The sequence below is a fragment of the Micromonospora sp. NPDC048894 genome (genome assembly GCF_040649765.1).
Lineage (GTDB): Bacteria > Actinomycetota > Actinomycetes > Mycobacteriales > Micromonosporaceae > Micromonospora > Micromonospora antibiotica.
On the sequence record NZ_JBEZFY010000008.1, the window covers coordinates 174,776 to 193,510 of the forward strand.

Sequence of the window (18,735 nt, forward strand, 5' to 3'; positions counted from 1 at the left end):
CGGCGGCAGCCGGACCAGCCATCGACCCTACGGTGATGACCGGTCCCGCTGCCGCCGAGCCGGCTGCGGGGGCGGTCAGGTGTTGTTCGCGAGCGCGACCAGCCGGGACCGGGTGCCGTTCCAGTAGTTGCGGTCGACGTTGCCGCTGATCCCGGAGACGCTGCCGGTGCTGGTGTACTGCCAGAAGCTCCAGACCGAGGCGCCGGCCGGCAGGGTGCCGGGCGCGCTCGCCCAGCGGGCCACCCAGAGCGGGTGGTTGGCCCACGGGGCCGTCCAACTGCCGGTGCACTGGTTCCACCAGCTCGTGGTGGTGTAGATGACCGCGTACCGGCCGGTGCGGGAGCGGTAGGTGTTGAGGAAGTCCTGGATCCAGTTGCGCATCCCGGTGGTGGACAGCCCGTAGCAGGTGCCGCCGCTGTACGGGTTGGCCTCGACGTCGAGCGCGGCCGGCAGGGTGCGGCTGTCCGCCGACCAGGCCCCGCCGTTGCTGGCGAGGTAGTTGGCCTGGGTGGCGCCGGAGGAGATGTTCGGCCGGGCGAAGTGGTACGCGCCCCGGATCACCCCGGCGTTGTAGGCGTTGACGTAGTTGGTGTTGAAGTCCGGGTCCTTGTAGCTCGTACCCTCGGTGGCCTTGATGAAGGCGAACTCGATTCCGGCGTTGCGGGCGCTGCTCCAGTTGATGGAGCCCTGGTAGTGGGAGACGTCGACGCCGGCGGTGGTGGCGGCGGCCGCGGGTGCGGCCGTGACGACGAGGGCCGCGGCCGCGGTGGCGGCGACGGTGAGACCGGCGGCGAACAGCCGGCGCAACGACAATCTGGTACGGGTCATGGATTCCTCCAGGGACGCCAATCGATTGACGCCAATCTTTGGAGATTCCTGCCCTTGATCGCAAGAGGTCCTAAGGAAACTTTCATCGACAACGGTCGAGTCGATCTGCGGTGATCCGAAGCGGTCAGGGCAGGCCAGGGGCGGTATCAGGCAGCGGGCCGGCTCAGCGCAGCGCGGCCGGGTCGAGCTGCCACCGGAACGGCTCGGCCAGGGTCAGCGTCTCGCCGGCCTTCGCCACCTGGTCCTCCACGTAGTGCCTGCCGTCGAGCCGGTGGAGTCGCAACGAGTGGGCGTCGCCGTCCTGCTCGACCAGCAAATACCACGGGATGCCGGCGAGCGCGTAGAGCTGCATCTTGACCAGACGGTCGGCGGCGGCGTTGCCCGGGGAGACGATCTCGCAGACCAGCGCGACCTCACCGGCCTCGACCACCGTGCCCTCGTCGTCGGTGTCGGCGACCACCACGTCGGGAATGATGATCCGGTCCACCCCGAGCCGCACGTTCACCGCCTTGAACACCAGCAGCCGACCCGCCGCAGCCTCGGCGCTGTTGGCCAGCAAGCGGGACACCCGCTGGTGCCGCTTGCTCGGAGCAGGGCTCACGATCAGGCTCCCGTCGAGCAGTTCGATCCGGTTCGGGGTGTCGCCCATGGCGAGGTAGTCGGCCTCGGTCCAGAGGCCGACGTGGTGTTCCAGGGGAGCCGCGCTCACCGGCCCTCACCTCCCGTTCCGCTCGCCGCCCGGTCAGTCTCACACGATACGAGGCGACGAGCGTCGAGCGACATGAACCGGGCCGGGTAGGCTCCCCGGCCATGGTGTCGATCGACGGGCTGGGCGACCTCTGGGACCGGCTGTTCAGCGCCCAACCCGACCCGCCGCCCCTGCTGGTGGTGCTCACCGCCCTGGCCGCGCTGGCGGTCGTCGCGGTCCGGTCGTCCTGGCGGGTCGCCCGCAACGCGGTGACCATCGCCCACGAGGGGGGTCACGCCCTGGCGGCGCTGCTCACCGGGCGGCGGCTGCACGGCATCCGGCTGCACTCGGACACCTCCGGCCTCACCCTCAGCGCCGGCCGCCCCACCGGCCCCGGCATGATCCTCACCCTGCTCGCCGGGTACGTCGCGCCGTCGCTGGTCGGCCTGGGTGGTGCCTGGCTGCTCGGTGGCAACCGGATCACCCTGCTGCTCTGGGTCGCGGTGGCACTGCTGCTCGCCATGCTGCTGCTGGTCCGCAACGTCTTCGGGATGCTCTCCCTGCTGGTCACCGGCGGGGTAGTGCTCGTCGTCTCCTGGTACGCCACCCCGCAGGTGCAGGCCGTGTTCGCCTGGACCTCGGTCTGGTTCCTGCTGATCGGCGGCGTCCGGCCGGTCTTCGAGCTGCAACGGCTGCGCAGCCGGGGCCGGATGCCCGAGTCCGACGCCGACCAGCTGGCCCACCTGACGCCCTTCCCGGCGTTGCTCTGGGTGGTCGTCTTCGGGCTGGTCAACCTGTTCGCCCTCGCCGTCGGCGCGGTCCTGCTCGCCGGGCCGCTGCTCACCAGGGCCGGCATTCCGCTCTGAGGCCGTCCACCCGGGCCGCTCCACCGCGACCGCACCTCCAGCGGCACCCCGCGTCGAGCCGTCGGGCGTCCGTGCGGTGCGCGCACCTGCGGGCGACGCCGGGTCGCCGACCTGGCCGGATGCGGGCAGAATCGGTCCGATGCGATACGTGATCATCGGAGCGGGCGCGGTCGGCGGCACCATCGGCGTACTGCTGGGAGAGGCCGGGCGCGACGTCACACTGGTGGCTCGGGGCGCGCACCTGGACGCGATCCGCCGCCGGGGGCTCACGCTGCGTACCCCCGACCGGTCGCTGACCTGGCGTGGGCCGGCCACCGGCGGGCCGGGCCCGGAGCCGCTGCCGGCCGACACCGCCCTGGTACTGACCGTCAAGTCGCAGCACACCTGGGCCGCCCTGGACGCCTGGGCGGACACCCCGGTCGTCGGCGGTGGCACGGCCGGGCAACGGTTGCCACTGTTCACCGCGCAGAACGGGGTGGCGAACGAGCCGACCGCGCTGCGCCTGTTCGCCCATGTCCACCCGGTCTGCGTGTGGTTGCCGGCGACCCATCTCGACCCGGGACGGGTGATCGCCAGTGGTCACCCGTACCCGGGGATGTTGCACCTGGGCCGCTATCCGGCCGGTGCCGACGAGACCGACGTGGCGGTGTCGGCGGACCTGACCGCCGCCGGCTTCGTCGCCCCGGTGCGGCCCGACGTGATGCGGTGGAAGTACGGCAAGCTGTTGAACAACCTCGGCAACGGGGTGCAGGCCCTGCTCGGTGGCGACCTTCCCGGCTGGCTGCTCGACCGGGTCCGGGCCGAGGGCGTCGCCGTGCTCGCCGCCGCCGGCATCGCGCACTCCAGCGAGGACGAGGAACGGACCGAGCGGGGTGACCGGGTCGGCACCCGGCCGGTCGACGGGCAACCCCGCAGCGGCAGCTCGACCTGGCAGAGCCTGACCCGGGCGGCGGGTTCCACCGAGGCCGACCACCTCAACGGTGAGATCGTGCAGCTCGGCCGCCGGCACGGGGTGCCCACGCCGGCCAACACCGCCGTGCAGATCGCGGTCCGCCGGCTGGCGCGGGAACGACTGCCCGCCGGCACCTTCCCGCTGGCCGAACTGACCGACCTGGTGCAGCGACCAGAATGATCGGCTGACCACGCAACCCACCGGTGTGCGGCGCGCGTGTCACCTGCGACCGCCACGGGGAGGTACCAGGGTGCCGGACGTCGACGGGTTCGACGAGTTCTACCGGGGCAGCCGACACCGGCTGCTCGGCTTCGTCTGCGCGCTCACCGGCAACCTGGCCGAGGCGCAGGACGCCGTGCAGGAGGCGTACGTGCGGGCCTGGCAACGCTGGTCGACGGTGAGCGGGTACGACGACCCGGAAGCCTGGGTACGGGTGGTGGCCTCCAGGATCGCGGTCAGCCGTTGGCGCAGCCTGCGCAGTCGGGCCCGCGCCTACCTGCGGCACGGGGCGACCGAGAGCGTGCCCGGCCCCGGCACCGACACCCTGGAAGTGGTCGCCGCCCTGCGGCAACTGCCCGAGGAACAGCGCATCGCGCTCGCCCTGTACTACCTGGTCGGCATGCCCGTCGCCGAGGTGGCCCGGCAGACCGCAGCCCCGGTGGGCACGGTCAAGGCCCGGCTCTCCCGGGGGCGTGCCGCGCTCGCCGGGCTGCTCACCGTTGCTGACCTGGAGGAGGTCTGATGGCTGAGGATCCGACCTTCGTCGACCGGCTGCACCGGGACCTGCGTACGGTTCACTGGCCCGAGCCGGCGGAGATCCGGGCCCGCGCCCGTCGCCGGGCCCGTCGGACGGCGGGGCTGTCGGCGGTGACGGTGCTCGTGGTGCTGGCCGGCTCCGCCGCGCTGGTGACCGGGCGGTCCGCCGGGCTGCCGTCACCCACCGCCCCGGTGGCGGCCTCGGACTCCGCACCGGTCGTCTACCCGGCCCGGACGGAGATCCCCCTCGCCGCCCTGCTGACCCCCGCCGACCTGCCCGTGCGGACCGGGGCCCGGCTGGGCGGGACGGGGCTGGCCGAGACCGTCCAGGTCGACCCGCTGCTCGAATCGTGCGGGCGGGAACGTGCGGTCGCCGCCCAACTGCCGGTGTCCCGCGCCTCCCGTTCACAGACCCTGCTGCGTCCCGGAGCCCGCACCGACGTCCCGGTCGCCCAGGTGCTGAGCCAGGACGTCTACCGGATCGACCCACCCCGGGGCCGGTGGCTGTTCGGGGAGATCTACCGGCTGCTCGACGCCTGCGCGACGTGGACCCTCGGCGCGTCCCTGCTGACCGCCGATCAGCAGCCGGCCCGCACCGGGCAGGAGCACCGCTGGGAGCCCGCGGCGAGAGACTTCGCCGGTGACCAGTCGGTGCTGCTGCGGCACGTGACGTCGCAGCCCCGGGCGCAGGCCGACGGGGAGCCGGCCGGCCGGCCGGCAGCCGTCGAGGCGACCCTGGTGGTCCGGGTCGGTGACCTGGTGACCGTGGTCGCGCCCGCCCCGGAAACGGTCGCCGACCGGGTCGACGGCACCGGTCCGGAGCTGACCCAGGCCGCCCTCGTCGCGTTGGGCGGGAGAGCCGCGAAACGCCTCTGCCCGGCCACCGACTCGCCCTGCTGACCGGCCCGGGTTCCCCCGGCCCTGCTGACTGGCCTGCGGGCTGCCGGCCCTTACCGGCTCGCTTGCCCCCGGCGGGGGTCCTGCTCTGCTGCCCGGTGCGCGCCAGGGCGGCTGCCCGGTCCACCGTCGGCACGTCCGGGGCCGGGTCGGCTACAGCGGGATGTTGCCGTGCTTCTTCGGCGGCAACGTCTCCCGCTTGGTCCGCAGCACCCGCAGCGCCCGGACGATCTGGGTCCGGGTCTCGTGCGGCGGGATCACCGCGTCGACGTACCCGCGCTCGGCGGCGACGTACGGGTTGGCCAGGGTGTCCTCGTACTCGGCGATCCGCTCGGCCCGGACGGCGGCGGGGTCCTCGGCGGCGGCCAGCTCCTGCCGGTAGAGAATGTTCACCGCGCCCTGCGCACCCATCACCGCGATCTGCGCCGTCGGCCAGGCGAAGTTCAGGTCCGCCCCGAGATGCTTGGAGCCCATCACGTCGTACGCCCCGCCGTACGCCTTGCGGGTGATCACGGTGACCTTCGGCACGGTCGCCTCGGCGTACGCGTAGAGCAGCTTCGCGCCCCGGCGGATGATGCCGTCCCACTCCTGGCCGGTGCCGGGCAGGAACCCGGGAACGTCCACGAAGGTCAGCACCGGGATGTTGAACGCGTCGCAGGTACGCACGAACCGGGCCGCCTTCTCCGAGGCGGCGATGTCGAGGGTGCCGGCGAAGTGCATCGGCTGGTTGGCGACCACCCCCACCGGGCGGCCCTCCACCCGGCCGTAGCCGACCACGATGTTCTGCGCGTAGAGCGGCTGCACCTCTAGGAACTCGCCGTCGTCGAGGACGTGCTCGACGACCTGGTGCATGTCGTACGGCTGGTTGGCCGAGTCGGGGACCAGGGTGTCCAGTTCCCGGTCGGCGTCGGTGACGTCGAGGTCGGCCGGCGCGTCGAGGACCACCGGTTCGTCCAGGTTGTTCGACGGCAGGTAGGACAGCAGCGCCTTGACGTAGTCGATCGCGTCGTCCTCGTCGGTGGCCAGGTAGTGCGCGTTGCCGCTGCGCGTGTTGTGGGTACGCGCGCCACCCAGCTCCTCCATCGCCACGTCCTCGCCGGTGACCGTCTTGATGACGTCCGGGCCGGTGATGAACATGTGCGAGGTCTGGTCGACCATCACGGTGAAGTCGGTGACCGCCGGGGAGTAGACGGCGCCACCCGCGCACGGACCCATGATCAGCGAAACCTGGGGGATGACCCCGCTGGCCCGTACGTTGCGGAAGAAGATCTCGCCGTAGAGGCCGAGCGAGACGACGCCCTCCTGGATGCGCGCGCCACCGGAGTCGTTGATCCCGACCACCGGGCAGCCGATCTTCATGGCCAGGTCCATCACCTTGACGATCTTTTCGCCGAAGACCTCGCCGAGGGAGCCGCCGAAGACGGTGAAGTCCTGCGCGAAGATGCAGACCTGCCGGCCGTCCACGGTGCCGTAACCGGTGACCACCCCGTCGCCGTACGGGCGGGTGCGGTCCAGGCCGAAATTGGTGGACCGGTGCCGGGCGAACTCGTCCAGCTCGACGAAGGAGCCCTCGTCGAGCAGCAGCTCGATCCGCTCCCGGGCGGTCTTCTTGCCCCGCGCGTGCTGCTTCTCCACCCCGCGCGCGCCCGCGTGGACCGCCTCGTCGACCCGTCGCTCCAGGTCCGCCAGCTTGCCCGCGGTGCTGTGGATGTTGGTCCCGGTCTCGGTAGTCACCCTGGGAATATAACGATGGTTCAGGCCGACGCCGCTGTGCAGTACGCCTCAGTAGCTTCCGGCGGAGGCTGGCCGGGCGGCGGCGTCGGCCCCGGCCCGTAGGCTGGCGGGATGCCGGGTTCGCCGTACACCGATCTGGATCGACCGCCGCTGTCGGCGGCGCGGCTGTCCCGGGCGTTGACCGCGCCGCTGGGCCCCTGGCGGCGGCTGGACCTGCGGTCGGAGACCGGCTCGACCAACGCCGACGTGGCCGACGCCGCGCGGGCCGGCGAGCCGGAGGGCCTGGTCGTGGTCGCCGAGCGGCAGACCGCCGGCCGGGGCCGACGCGGTCGGGTCTGGCAGTCACCGCCGCGGGCGGGCCTCGCGACCAGCGTCCTGCTGCGGCCCGGAGAGGCCGTCACCGAGCGCGACTGGCCGCCCGCGCCCCCGACCGGGTACGGCTGGCTGCCGCTGCTCGCCGGTGTCGCGCTGGTCGAGGCGGTGTCCCGGCTGGCCGAGCTGGACGCCGGGTTGAAGTGGCCCAACGACCTGCTGGTCGGCGAGGCCAAGTGCGCCGGCATCCTGGCCGAGGCGGTGCCGGCGGCCGGGTCGGCCGAGCCACCCGCGATCGTGCTCGGCATCGGCCTGAACGTGACGCTGCGCGCCGACGAACTGCCGGAGAACCCCACCGGCCTGCCGGCCACCTCGCTGCAACTGGCCGGGGCCACCGCGACCGACCGTGATCCGCTGCTACGGGCCCTGCTGCGCGGCCTCGCCGACTGGTACGACAGGTGGCGGGTGGCCGGCGGTGACGCCGACGCGTGCGGCCTGCGGGAGGCGTACCTGGTCTCCTGCGCCACGGTGGGCCGGCAGGTGCGGGTGCTGCTGCCCGACGGTTCCGCGTTGACCGGGCTCGCCACCGGGGTGGATCCCGACGGGCACCTGCTGGTCGACACCGCTGCCGGTCAGCGGCGGCTGGCCGCCGGGGACGTGCTGCACCTGCGCTGACCGGGCCGTCTGCGGTCGGTTCGTGCGTGGGGTGCACGGCGGGCCGCCCGGCTGATCCGGCGGGTCGTGTCGACCGGTTACGGTCAGCGCGTCCGGTTGTCGGCTAGGAGGTTCCCGTGGCGTTCCCCGAAGACGTGCTCACCGAGGACGAGCACGTCGTCCTGCACCTGCACCCGCACTGGAAGGCGCTGCTGCGGCCGGTCCTGGTGCTGGTCATCGGTGTCGCGGCGGTGGTGGCGGGCTGGCTCCTGCTGCCCGACGGCGACGGTGGCGCGCTGGTGCTCGCCGTGGTCGCCGGTCTGTTCCTGATCGCGGTGCTCTGGCTGGGGTTGTGGCCGTTCCTGGTCTGGCGCAGCACGCACTACCTGTTCACCAACGAGCGGGTGCTGCTCCAGGAGGGGGTCTTCTCCCGGCACCGGCGGGACCTGCCGCTGGCCCGGATCAACGACCACTCGATGACCCAGCGGTTCACCGAACGGCTGCTGGGGTGCGGCACGCTCACCATCGAGTCGGCCGGCGAGCGGGGGCAGTCGGTGCTCGTCGACGTGCCCCGGGTCGACCGGGTGCAGACCACCCTCTACGAGCTGGTGGAGGCGCAGCACGACAAGCACACGCTTGGCGACGGGGAGATGCGCGACATCCTGGCCGACATGCGGGAGGGCAAGCCGCTGCGCGACACCACCGGCTGACCCGGGCGGGGGTGCGCGACGGCCCCGGGGCGTTCCCGGGGCCGTACCGGTCGGATCGCGGGACCGGGTCGGTCAGGCGCGTGGCGCGCGGTTGGTGCCGGCGTGCAGCTCGGTGGGCAGTTTCGCGTTCAGGTCACCGCCGGCCGCCGTCCGGCCGACGCCGCTGCTTCCGCCCCGGGCCTGTGTGAACACCGTTTCGGTGGCCGGCGCGGGGGTGCGCGGCGGTTCGGCGGCGGGTCGGAGCGTGGGGCCGGTGGTCGGGCCGGGTCGTGGTTCCGGCTGGGCCTGGGCCTCCTCCAGCTCGCTGACCGATTCGGCCAGTTCGGCCACCGGGTCCAGTTCGGCCATGGTGTCCCACTCGTCCCGCTTGATGGCGTGCCAGCTCTCCTCGGCGTGCCGGGGGACCGGCTGGAAGACGAAGGTCCGGTAGGACCAGAACCGGAACAGGGTGGCGAGCAGTACGCCGCCGGTCTTCGCCACGTTGAGCGCGAGCAGGCTGTTGAACCCCAGGCCGTACTTGGCGGCGGCGAGCACGCCCAGTTCGATGATCAGGCCGGCGCCGTTGAACAGAAAGAAAAGGGCGTATTCGCGCTTAAGTGCTGATTTGGGACGATCCCGGTACGTCCAGTGACGATTCATCAGATACGACGTGATAGTCGCCACGATGGTGGCGATGACCGTCGCCTTCAGTTGACCGTCGACAAAGACCGTGAGTGCCAGGGCATTGAACACCGCGTAATTGATGACGGTGTTGACGCCCCCGACGATGCCGAATTTGAGCGCCTCGCGGATGAACTTCTGCCAGCGCTCGGGCAGCAGACGGACAAGACGCATGCGCAACACCTTAGGGCAGTGGACGATGCCGGAGGCTCCGGCTGGACGGGGAGGGCGACCGCTCACGACCCGGGCGACGGGTCGTCGGTGGTCGCCTCCGGAAGCGGGGGAGTTCCCGCTTCGACGAAGACGAACCGTCGGTACGACCAGAACCGGAACAGCGTGCCGAGCGCGGTGCCGACCACGTAGCTGGCGATGTTGTCGGCCAACGGGGTGCGGAAGACGTCGGGCCAGATGCTGCCCAGGCCGTAGCGGCTGCCCGCCAGGCAGGCCACCGCGATGCCCAGGCCGACCGCGTTGAAGAAGAAGAACAGCGCGTACTCGCGGGCCGGGTTGGAGCGGACCCGGTGCCGCCAGGTCCAGAACCGGTTGCCGACGAACGCGACAGTCGCCGCGATCACCGTGGAGATGACCCGGGCGGTCACCGGCTCCATCCCGCGGGCCAGCGTGAGGAAGTTGAACAGCGCGAAGTCGACCAGGAAGGCCACCCCGCCCACGGTGGCGAACTTGCTCAACTCGCGGATGAGGTGACCGAACCGGTCCAGCAGCGAACGGACCAGACCCGGGCGGGTCTGTGGGGTCCCCGGTTGGTCCCCGGTCATCGTCGCGGCCACCTCGCGAGCGTACCGGTTGCCGGCTGATCGGACGGGGCACCACCGGCGACCTGTCGCGCGCCGCGCGCCGATCCGCCCGGACGCCCGGTTTCTCCGTCGCCGGCCGTCCGTTCTCGCGGTCACCGGCAGTTCGCCTGAGGATTTGCGTGAAACTGCGCGTGAAAGCGGGTATCAGCTCGTGTTACCGCAGCCGGGCGGCACCTTGTGCAGTTGTTCACAACCAGTCCCACTGACTCGCGGGTCCGCCCGGTTTACGCTGAGGCCAATCCCAGGTTTCCACGAAGGCGACGCGGCCCGCGTCCGCCGAGACTCGTGCATCCCATAAATCGGTCAGCGTCGACCACAAGGAGATGAGTCATGGTTGCTCCGGCTACTGTGCGGGGGATCGATCAGGCCCCCACGACCCACCCCAAGCTGCTCGCCTGGGTCCGGGAGATCGCGGAACTGACGACCCCGGACCGGGTGGTCTGGGTGGACGGAACCGACGAGGAGTGGCGGCGTCTCACCGACGAACTCGTCGACAGCGGGACCCTGATCCGGCTCAACCCGGAAAAGAAGCCGAACTCCTTCTACGCCCGCACCGACCCCACGGACGTCGCCCGGGTCGAGGAGCGCACCTTCATCTGCTCGGTGGACGAAGCGGACGCCGGCCCCACCAACAACTGGATGGCGCCGGCCGAGATGAAGCGGACGATGACCGAGTTGTACCGGGGTGCGATGCGCGGCCGGACGATGTACGTCATCCCGTTCTGCATGGGCCCGGTCGAGGCCGAGAACCCGATGTTCGGCGTCGAGATCACCGACAGCCCGTACGTGGTCGCCTCGATGCGGATCATGACCCGGATGGGTGCCGCCGTGCTGGAGGCGATGGGCGACGACGCCGACTTCGTGCACGCGCTGCACTCCATCGGCGCCCCGCTCGCCCCCGGCCAGTCCGACGTGGCCTGGCCGTGCAACGAGACGAAGTACATCTCGCACTTCCCGGAGAGCCGGGAGATCTGGTCCTACGGCTCCGGCTACGGCGGCAACTCGCTGCTGGGCAAGAAGTGCTACTCGCTGCGGATCGCCAGCGTGATGGGGCGGGACGAGGGCTGGCTCGCCGAGCACATGCTGATCCTCAAGATCACCTCCCCGGAGGGGAAGGTCTACCACGTGGCGGGCGCGTTCCCGTCCGCCTGCGGCAAGACCAACCTGGCCATGCTGGAGCCGACCATCCCCGGTTGGAAGGTCGAGACCATCGGCGACGACATCGCCTGGATGCGGTTCGGCCCCGACGGTCGCCTCTACGCGGTCAACCCGGAGTACGGCCTGTTCGGCGTCGCCCCGGGCACCGACTGGAAGACCAACGCCAACGCCATGCGCACGCTGGACCGGGGCAACTCCGTGTTCACCAACGTCGCCCTCACCGACGACGGTGACATCTGGTGGGAGGGCATGGGTGAGCCGCCGGCCCACCTGACCGACTGGAAGGGCAACGACTGGACGCCGGAGAGCGAGCAGCTCTCCTCCCACGCGAACAGCCGGTTCTGCACCCCGATCACCCAGTGCCCGATCCTGGCCGACGACTACTTCGACCCCAACGGGGTACCGATCGACGCGATCCTGTTCGGCGGGCGTCGCCGGGACACCATCCCGCTGGTCACCGAGGCCCGCGACTGGGTGCACGGGGTCTACCTGGGGGCGACGCTCTCCTCGGAGACCACCGCCGCCGCGTCCGGCGCGGTCGGCGTGGTGCGCCGCGACCCGATGGCGATGCTGCCGTTCATCGGCTACCACGCCGGTGACTACTTCAACCACTGGATCGAGATGGGCAAGGGCGTCGACGGGGACGCCGCCAAGCTGCCGAAGATCTACTACGTGAACTGGTTCCGCAAGGACGCCGAGGGCAACTTCCTCTGGCCCGGCTTCGGCGAGAACTCGCGCGTGCTGAAGTGGGTCGTCGAGCGGCTCGAGGGCACCGCCGCCGCGGTGGAGACCCCGATCGGCATGGTGCCGACCGCCGACGCGCTGGACGTCGAGGGGCTCGACATGACCCCTGAGGACGTCCGGATCGCCCTGAAGGTCGACCCCGAGGAGTGGCGCAACGAGTTGCCGCTGGTCACCGAGTGGTTCGAGAAGTTCGGTGACAAGCTGCCCGCCGTCCTGTGGTCGGAGCTGGACGCGCTGCGCGCCCGGCTCGACGCGGAGCAGCCGCGGTAACCAGACACCGGGCAGCCTCCGTCGCGGCGCAGCGGTGACAGGTGTGCCGGAGGCCCGTTGCGGGCAACATCACCAACCATGAGGACGGCCGCCGTGACCCCGCAGGTCCGGCGGCCGTCCGCCGTCCGGGTGTTGACCGTCCTGCTGGCGTCGACCGCCGCCGCCACCGTCGTGGTCGAGCTGCTCAACTGGTGGTACGCCCCGGAGCAGGAGTTCGGCCTCGCGGTACGCACCGGCTGGGCGATGCTGCGCTCGTTGGGTTTCCTGGTGCTGATCGGGCAGGTGACCCGGGGACGGGCCGGGGCGAAGCCGTTCGGGCTGATCCTCGCCGTGACCACCGTCTTCGCGGTCGGCCGGCTGGTGGTGCCCCGGCAGGGCGTGCCGCCGCTGCCCGGCCTGCTCGGCTTCGCCGTGCTCACCGCGCTCTGCGTCGCCGTGGTCGTGCTGCTCTACCGCTGCGACGCGGTCACCGGGCATCTGGTGCGCCACCGCCGGGGCCTGGTGGTCGAGGACGGGACGATCGCCTGGCGGGAGGTCGCCCCGAAACGCCCCCAGGTCACCGGTTGGCTGCTCACCGCCCGGGTGGCCGCCTTCACCTACAGTCCGCTGATGCTGGTGCCCGCCCTGGTGGCCGGCGGCGCGGTGCTGGACGGCCGGCTCGCCGCCGTACCGGTGGTGCTGCTCTGGTTCGGTGGCGGCATCGTGGTCAGCTATCTGGTGCTGTTCTGTACGGCGTTCCTGATGCGTGGCCGACCCTGGGCCCGCCGCCTGCTGGTGACGGTCACCCTGGGCGTCCTCGCGGTCAACGTCCCCCTGTGCTGGTGGCTCCTCGGCCTGGACGGCCTGGTCCGCGACGGCGCCCCCCTCCTGGCGGCGGCCTCCCTCACCCTCTATTCCCTCCACCGCGCCACCCCCGCCCCCGAGGGCCCGCCCGGGTGATCAAGAGGTTTCGGTCAGCGGCAGGCGGTGGGATGGCGTATTTCTCTTGATCACGCCCGTAGTGCGCCCACCGAGGCACTGATATTCGGTGCGGGTCGCTACGCTGCAGGGTGATGACTCTGCGGAACCTTATCTACTCCGTCTACGAGCGCCGGTTGACGGCCAGGCTCGCAGGTCGGCCGGTGCCCCGGCACGTGGGCGTGATGTGCGACGGCAATCGTCGGTGGGCGCGGGAGATGGGCCTCGTCGATCCGAACGACGGGCACCGGATGGGTGCCGAGCGGATCAAGGAGTTGCTGCGCTGGTGTGACGCGGCCGGGGTGGGTCACGTCACCCTCTGGTTGCTCTCCACCGACAACCTGTCCAGGCCGGCGGAGGAACTCGACCCGCTGCTCCAGATCATCGAGGATCTGACCACCGAGCTGGCCGAGGAGGGCAACCCCTGGCGGCTGCGGATGGTCGGCGCGCTCGACGTGCTGCCGACCCAGCACGCCCAGGCGCTCAAGGCCGCCGAGGAACGCACCCGGGAGCGCAGCGGCGGCGCCCAGGTCAACATCGCCGTCGGGTACGGCGGCCGGCGCGAGATCGCCGACGCGGTCCGTTCGCTGCTGGTGGAGCACGCCGCCAAGGGCGGCACCATCGAGGAACTGGCCAACTCGTTGGACGTGGACCACATCTCGGAGCACCTCTACACCCGGGGCCTGCCCGACCCGGATCTGATCATCCGGACCAGCGGCGAGCAGCGCCTGTCGGGCTTCATGCTCTGGCAGTCGGCGCACTCGGAGTTCTACTTCTGCGAGCTGAACTGGCCGGACTTCCGGCGGGTCGACTTCCTCCGCGCCCTGCGCTCCTACGGCACCCGGCAACGCCGCTACGGCACCTGACCCACCGACGCGACCGGGCGGGCCGTCCATGGCACCCCCGGAGAACGCCCGCGCGGCTGCGGTCAGGTCAGGTGGTGTACGGCCCGGGTGAGGAAGTCGCCCAGCGCGGCGGGCGAGTCGATGGTGAGGTCGGCGGCCTCGGCGACCTCACGGCCGGTCTCCGGATTGGCCACCGCCACGCAGACGCCGAGGAAACCGGGGTCGGCGGCGGACCGGGCGCGCAGTGCCGCGAACGCCTTGATGTCGGAGACGTCGTCGCCGAAGTACCAGGCGCCACCGGCGTCCCGGACCACCTCGCCGATGACCAGCCCCTTGTCCCGGTCGACGGGGGGCTTGAGCTCCAGCACCATCCGGCCCGCCTGCACCCGCAGCCCGAGCCGTTCGGCCTGGGCCCGGCCCCACTGCTCGACCGTCGGGCCGAGCTGCTGGGCGGTACGCCAGTGCAGCGCGACGCTCAGCCGCTTGAACTCCACCAGCGCTCCGGCGGGCAGTTCGGCGCGGGCCAGGTCGGCCAGTTCGGCCATGGTGGGCACCCAGGGCAGCGCGGCGGGTTCGGTGACCGTCTCGCCGCCGGAGTGGCTGTGCTCCAGGCCGTAGAGGCCGTAGAGGTCGATCCCGCTGAGGCCACCGAGGTGGTCGCGAAGGAAGTCGACGGGGCGGGCGGAGACGATCGCCACCCGCTGCACCACCGGGGCCAGCGCCTCCAACGCGGCGAGCACCTTGGGGGCGGGGCGTACCGCGGTGGGATCGTCGTCGACCGGCGCGAGGGTGCCGTCGAAGTCGAAGAAGAGGACGGTGTCGGCGGCCCGCTCGGCGGTGGTACGCCAGGCGTGCTCAGCATCCAGCGGAATCGGTGGCTGCTGGTTACCCAGATTCAACGACGGCACGCGCGACAGCGTACCCCGGGGGTGGTGGCTGATTCGTGGCTTCGGAGTGGCTTCTTGACACCGGCGGGATGGGCTGATCGTGGTGCGCCTCAGCGCTCGGCGGCTCCCCGGCCGCGTCGTCCCAACGGCACCACTGTGGCCTGCCGGCCCTGGTTGAGCAGGTAACCCTCGACGAAACCGGTGTTCCGGTCGCCGGTGCGGGCCTCGATCTCGTTGAGCCGCGCCACCATGAAGTCGGTGAGCGCGCTGACCCGGTCGTCGAGTCGGTCGTGCAGTTCGGCGACCACCGCCAGGACGACGGCGGTGCCGGCGGCGGTGAGGGCGAAGAGGTTGACGACCAGCGGAATCTGCCCGCCGGGGCCCAGGCCGACCACCAGGTTCGCGGTCACGCACGCGGTCAGGGAGACTGCCGCGACCACGACTGCCCACCATTTCAGGGTCATGGACAGACCCCTCCTTCTGTCCCGCAGGGCTGAGTTCGGCCTTGTCCCGTCCCCCCGCCGACGACGAGCCCAAGCAGTACGGATACGGACGCTAGCGTGCCCGTTGCGGCCCCGGAGCGAAACGGTCGGGTCTGCTCAGGCGTTCTTTCGCCATCTGAGGAACTACCCGGCCTGCTCGCCTCCATTTCGGACATCGAGGGGGAGCGTAGGGCGGTATGCGAGATAACGAATGGTTTCCCGGATGTGGAACTTCTCCGCGTCCGACACGGCGGGATCGACCAGCCGGCGCAGCAACGCCTCGACGTCCGGGTCCATCGGAGGGGTGTTCGCCGCACCCCGGGGAGCGGCGGCCCGGTCCCAGCCGAGGGCGGTGAAGGCGGCGGCGGGGTTGAGGCCGAGCCCCTCACAGAACGCCACCACCCGTTCGGCCTCCGGGTCGCTGGCCCAGTCGCCGCGGACCCACCGGTTGATCGTCTGGCGGGAGACGCCGGTGCGGCGGGAGACCTCGGTGCCGGTCCAGGCCCGCATGGCCCGGGCGTCGTCGAGCGCCCGGCGAACGAAGGTGGCGAATGCGATCTTCCGGGCGGGGGCGGTCTCGGTCACCCCGTGACGGTACGGCCGTAACGCCCGTCCGGGGTGCCCGGGGCGGATCTTTGTCACGCATGTGAGACGCACTCATCGTGCGGCCCGACGCCTGCCGATTCCTCGCTTCATGGGTGTTTACCTGGGCATAATAGCTGCGTTGCGGGTCGGGGGGAACCGGGCAAAAAGCTGATACTGTCACGCTCATGGGACATTCTACGGTTTGTCACGTGCTTGAGACGATCACTGCTCACATGCGTCACGCGTCCGGTGCCAGGGGGGCGCGGTGACCGAACTCACGACCCGCGCCCAGGCGTTCGGCCTGATCGCGGAGGGGGTCGCCGCAGGACTCAGCGCACCCTGGCGGCTCTACCTGGCCCGCGGTTGCCGCTACCTGTCCCTGAGCGTCGGCGACCGGGACGAGTGGAACGCCTGGCGGACCCATCTGGGCTGCCCGGAGATGAGCGTCCGGGTCTACGACGCCGGGGGCGAGATCCGACGGTCCTCAATGGCCGAGGTCGTCCTGGACGGCTGCCGGATCAGCGTGGAGCTGGTCGAGGAGGTCAGCACCGAGGACCTGGAACGGTTGCTGGTCGTCGATCCGAGCCCGGCCGAGCCGGAGGACCGGTGATCCGGCCGACGCGGCCCACCGGAGCCGCCCGATGAGCCCGCTTCTCGCCGTGTTCCTCGTCCTCGTGCTGGGTGCGACCAGTTACGCCGCCGGTCGGTTGCACGGCCAGCTGAGCTATCGGATCGGCTACCGCTTCGGCTATCGGCAGGGCTACTTCGACGGGGACCGGGGCGCCTGGAACCGGCGTCGGCGTGACGCCCAGGCGGTGCTCGCCTCGGCGCTCGCCGTCCCAGCTGGGACGGCTGCGGCTGCGGGACCGTCCGCCCCGGCGGTCCGCCAGGGCACCACCTACGCCGGCTCCTCGTTCACCGCCCCGCCGGGCCCGGTCGCCGTCCGTCCTGCCCCGATGGCCGCCCCGCCGGGGCCGGTCGCTGCCCGTCCGGGGCCGGTCACCGGTCGGCACCCGACCGGCACGCTGGTTCGCCGGACCGGCTGAACCGCAGGGGCCACCTTCGTCGGTCACGGCGGACGCGGCCCAGCAGTTGGCTCGTCACCCTCCACGGCGTCGTCGACGATGTCGACCGCGTCGGACGGGTGACGCGGTTCCACCGGCCGGGATGCGCGCAGGGGGCTGGCATCCCGGCCGGTCCGCCGTCGGCCACCGCACCGGGGGCGGATCCTCGTCTGCCTCTAGCCGAGGCGGCCCGACGCCGCTAGCGTCTAGGCATGACCCGGGGTTTTCCCGGGTCAGCCGGCCGCCCGGATCTGCGACCTCGCGCACGGGGTTCCGCATCCGACCCCGTGTCCCCGGGCACCGGAGGAGGCGGAACGCGGATGGCGGATGCCCGTCCGTCGGAGCAGGCCTGTGACGACTCGCCGTACGCCCGCCGGTGTCGACCAGATCCCGGCCGCGACTGCCACGACCCGCCGATCCACCCGGAGCCGCCGTACGACGGCCGCTGCTCCGCCCGGCCCCGAGGAGCCCGGACCAAGCGGCCAGGTGTTCGTCCTGGACACGTCGGTGCTCCTGTCCGACCCGGCGGCCTTCCACCGCTTCGCCGAGCACGAGGTGGTCCTGCCCCTCGTGGTGATCTCGGAGCTGGAGGGCAAGCGGCACCACCCGGAGCTGGGTTGGTTCGCCCGCCAGTCCCTGCGGATGCTCGACGAGCTGCGGGTCCGGCACGGTCGGCTGGACCGCCCGGTGCCCGCCAACGAGTCCGGCGGCACGCTCACGGTGGAGCTGAACCACTCGGACGGCGGCGTCCTCCCCCCGGGCTTCCGCAACGAGTCCAACGACGCCCGCATCCTGTCGGTGGCGCTGAACCTGGCCGCCGAGGGGCGGGAGGTGACCCTGGTCAGCAAGGACATGCCGTTGCGGGTCAAGGCCGCCGCGGTGGGCCTGCGGGCCGACGAGTACCGGCACGGCCAGGCCAGCGATCCGACCTGGACGGGGATGGCCGAGCTGGAGCTGGGTGAGGACGAGATCGGCCGGCTCTACGCCGGGGACTGCCTCGACCTGGACGCCGCCGCCGGGCTGTCCTGCCACACCGGCCTGGTGCTGCACTCCACCCGGGGGTCGGCCCTGGGTCGGGTGCTGCCCGACAAGACGGTCCGGCTGGTCCGGGGCGACCGGGAGGCGTTCGGGGTGCACGGGCGGTCGGCCGAGCAGCGGATCGCGCTGGACCTGCTGCTGGACGAGTCGATCGGGATCGTGTCGCTGGGCGGTCGGGCCGGCACCGGCAAGTCGGCGTTGGCGCTCTGCGCCGGGCTGGAGGCGGTGATGGAACGCCGCCGGCACAAGAAGGTGGTGGTCTTCCGCCCGCTCTATGCCGTCGGCGGTCAGGAGTTGGGCTACCTGCCGGGCTCGGAGTCGGAGAAGATGTCGCCCTGGGCGCAGGCCGTCTTCGACACCCTCGGCGCGGTGGTGCACGAGAACGTGCTGGAGGAGGTCACCTCCCGGGGCATTCTGGAGGTCCTCCCGCTGACCCACATCCGGGGCCGGAGCCTGCACGACGCCTTCGTCATCGTCGACGAGGCGCAGTCGCTGGAGCGGGGGGTGCTGCTCACCGTGCTGTCCCGGATCGGGCAGGGCTCGCGGGTGGTGCTGACCCACGACGTCGCCCAGCGGGACAACCTGCGGGTGGGCCGGCACGACGGGGTGACGGCGGTGATCGAGGCGCTGAAGGGACATCCGCTCTTCGCGCACGTCACGCTGAACCGGTCCGAGCGTTCCCCGATCGCGGCGATGGTGACCGATCTGTTGGAGGACATCCCGGGCTGAGTCCTGCGAGGGGTGGGGTCGCCCCCCATCGTCCGCATTCACTTTGTGGCACAGGTCACAATTCGCGCGCCGGGTTTCCCATCAGCCTCACTGTGCGCGATGGT

20 protein-coding genes are annotated in these 18,735 nt (G+C 71.6%); 12 read left to right on the forward strand and 8 right to left on the reverse strand.

All coding sequences use genetic code 11. The features are described from left to right. Nucleotides 1-75: 75 nt before the first annotated feature. Together AB0C22_RS19440 and AB0C22_RS19445 are read right to left on the reverse strand one after the other, a co-directional pair. A complete protein-coding gene (locus tag AB0C22_RS19440; RefSeq protein WP_219467083.1) occupies nt 76-828 on the reverse strand; it encodes a GH25 family lysozyme in 753 nt (250 codons plus the stop codon). A gap of 163 nt (nt 829-991) precedes the next feature. Next, nucleotides 992-1,537 (reverse strand): Uma2 family endonuclease, encoded by a 546-nt coding sequence (locus AB0C22_RS19445; RefSeq protein WP_308291017.1) that lies wholly within the window; start codon nt 1,535-1,537, stop codon nt 992-994. A gap of 101 nt (nt 1,538-1,638) precedes the next feature. On the opposite strand from AB0C22_RS19445, the gene AB0C22_RS19450 reads away from it, so the two are divergent. The 4 genes from AB0C22_RS19450 to AB0C22_RS19465 all read left to right on the forward strand — a co-directional run bounded on the left by AB0C22_RS19450 (nt 1,639) and on the right by AB0C22_RS19465 (nt 4,990). Next, nucleotides 1,639-2,382 (forward strand): M50 family metallopeptidase, encoded by a 744-nt coding sequence (locus AB0C22_RS19450; RefSeq protein ID WP_219467086.1) that lies wholly within the window; start codon nt 1,639-1,641, stop codon nt 2,380-2,382. Between the two features lie 139 nt (nt 2,383-2,521). After that, nucleotides 2,522-3,514, forward strand: a complete 993-nt coding sequence (locus tag AB0C22_RS19455) for a 2-dehydropantoate 2-reductase N-terminal domain-containing protein (RefSeq protein WP_219467089.1) — start codon at nt 2,522-2,524, stop codon at nt 3,512-3,514. 70 nt (nt 3,515-3,584) lie between these two features. After that, the gene (locus AB0C22_RS19460) at nt 3,585-4,076 is read left to right on the forward strand and encodes a SigE family RNA polymerase sigma factor (RefSeq protein ID WP_208568590.1); all 492 of its coding nucleotides are present in this window, start codon (nt 3,585-3,587) and stop codon (nt 4,074-4,076) included. Beyond that, nucleotides 4,076-4,990, forward strand: a complete 915-nt coding sequence (locus tag AB0C22_RS19465) for a hypothetical protein (protein WP_219467092.1) — start codon at nt 4,076-4,078, stop codon at nt 4,988-4,990. Before AB0C22_RS19460 ends, AB0C22_RS19465 begins: the two co-directional genes overlap by 1 nt. 150 nt (nt 4,991-5,140) lie before the next feature. Here the strand turns inward: AB0C22_RS19465 and AB0C22_RS19470 are convergent, their stop codons facing one another. Next, nucleotides 5,141-6,721: an acyl-CoA carboxylase subunit beta gene (locus AB0C22_RS19470; RefSeq protein WP_357536235.1), complete on the reverse strand. Its 1,581-nt coding sequence runs from the start codon at nt 6,719-6,721 to the stop codon at nt 5,141-5,143. Between the two features lie 111 nt (nt 6,722-6,832). Between AB0C22_RS19470 and AB0C22_RS19475 the strand changes: the two genes are divergently transcribed. Both AB0C22_RS19475 and AB0C22_RS19480 read left to right on the forward strand, forming a co-directional pair. Continuing rightward, nucleotides 6,833-7,708, forward strand: coding sequence for a biotin--[acetyl-CoA-carboxylase] ligase (locus AB0C22_RS19475; RefSeq protein WP_357536237.1), 876 nt, complete (start codon nt 6,833-6,835; stop codon nt 7,706-7,708). 116 nt (nt 7,709-7,824) lie between these two features. Next, nucleotides 7,825-8,397: a PH domain-containing protein gene (locus AB0C22_RS19480; RefSeq protein WP_208568586.1), complete on the forward strand. Its 573-nt coding sequence runs from the start codon at nt 7,825-7,827 to the stop codon at nt 8,395-8,397. A gap of 72 nt (nt 8,398-8,469) precedes the next feature. Here the strand turns inward: AB0C22_RS19480 and AB0C22_RS19485 are convergent, their stop codons facing one another. Together AB0C22_RS19485 and AB0C22_RS19490 are read right to left on the reverse strand one after the other, a co-directional pair. Further along, complete coding sequence (locus AB0C22_RS19485; protein WP_219470669.1) at nt 8,470-9,231, reverse strand: GtrA family protein; 762 nt, start codon at nt 9,229-9,231, stop codon at nt 8,470-8,472. A gap of 62 nt (nt 9,232-9,293) precedes the next feature. Further along, nucleotides 9,294-9,833 (reverse strand): GtrA family protein, encoded by a 540-nt coding sequence (locus tag AB0C22_RS19490; RefSeq protein WP_208568665.1) that lies wholly within the window; start codon nt 9,831-9,833, stop codon nt 9,294-9,296. Between the two features lie 369 nt (nt 9,834-10,202). On the opposite strand from AB0C22_RS19490, the gene AB0C22_RS19495 reads away from it, so the two are divergent. The 3 genes from AB0C22_RS19495 to AB0C22_RS19505 all read left to right on the forward strand — a co-directional run bounded on the left by AB0C22_RS19495 (nt 10,203) and on the right by AB0C22_RS19505 (nt 13,867). After that, on the forward strand, nt 10,203-12,044 hold the full coding sequence (locus AB0C22_RS19495) for a phosphoenolpyruvate carboxykinase (GTP) (RefSeq protein ID WP_219467102.1): 1,842 nt from the start codon (nt 10,203-10,205) through the stop codon (nt 12,042-12,044). Nucleotides 12,045-12,122: 78 nt separating this feature from the next. Continuing rightward, nucleotides 12,123-12,983 carry a hypothetical protein gene (locus tag AB0C22_RS19500; protein WP_357536240.1) on the forward strand — a complete coding sequence of 287 codons (861 nt, stop codon included), beginning with the start codon at nt 12,123-12,125 and terminating at the stop codon, nt 12,981-12,983. Between the two features lie 113 nt (nt 12,984-13,096). After that, nucleotides 13,097-13,867, forward strand: coding sequence for an isoprenyl transferase (locus AB0C22_RS19505; protein WP_208568582.1), 771 nt, complete (start codon nt 13,097-13,099; stop codon nt 13,865-13,867). Between the two features lie 62 nt (nt 13,868-13,929). Here AB0C22_RS19505 and otsB read toward each other — a convergent pair whose 3' ends face one another. From otsB to AB0C22_RS19520, 3 genes are all read right to left on the reverse strand, one after another. Beyond that, nucleotides 13,930-14,754 carry a trehalose-phosphatase gene (otsB, locus tag AB0C22_RS19510; protein ID WP_208568581.1) on the reverse strand — a complete coding sequence of 275 codons (825 nt, stop codon included), beginning with the start codon at nt 14,752-14,754 and terminating at the stop codon, nt 13,930-13,932. 89 nt (nt 14,755-14,843) lie between these two features. After that, entirely contained in the window at nt 14,844-15,197 is a 354-nt protein-coding gene (locus AB0C22_RS19515; protein WP_219467108.1) for a hypothetical protein, read from the reverse strand. A 162-nt stretch (nt 15,198-15,359) separates the two neighbouring features. Beyond that, entirely contained in the window at nt 15,360-15,800 is a 441-nt protein-coding gene (locus AB0C22_RS19520) for an XRE family transcriptional regulator (RefSeq protein ID WP_208568579.1), read from the reverse strand. A gap of 265 nt (nt 15,801-16,065) precedes the next feature. On the opposite strand from AB0C22_RS19520, the gene AB0C22_RS19525 reads away from it, so the two are divergent. From AB0C22_RS19525 to AB0C22_RS19535, 3 genes are all read left to right on the forward strand, one after another. Then, nucleotides 16,066-16,410, forward strand: a complete 345-nt coding sequence (locus tag AB0C22_RS19525) for a hypothetical protein (RefSeq protein ID WP_208568578.1) — start codon at nt 16,066-16,068, stop codon at nt 16,408-16,410. Between the two features lie 31 nt (nt 16,411-16,441). After that, the gene (locus tag AB0C22_RS19530) at nt 16,442-16,846 is read left to right on the forward strand and encodes a hypothetical protein (RefSeq protein WP_219467110.1); all 405 of its coding nucleotides are present in this window, start codon (nt 16,442-16,444) and stop codon (nt 16,844-16,846) included. Between the two features lie 369 nt (nt 16,847-17,215). Next, nucleotides 17,216-18,631: a PhoH family protein gene (locus AB0C22_RS19535; protein ID WP_219467112.1), complete on the forward strand. Its 1,416-nt coding sequence runs from the start codon at nt 17,216-17,218 to the stop codon at nt 18,629-18,631. Nucleotides 18,632-18,735 lie beyond the last annotated feature (104 nt).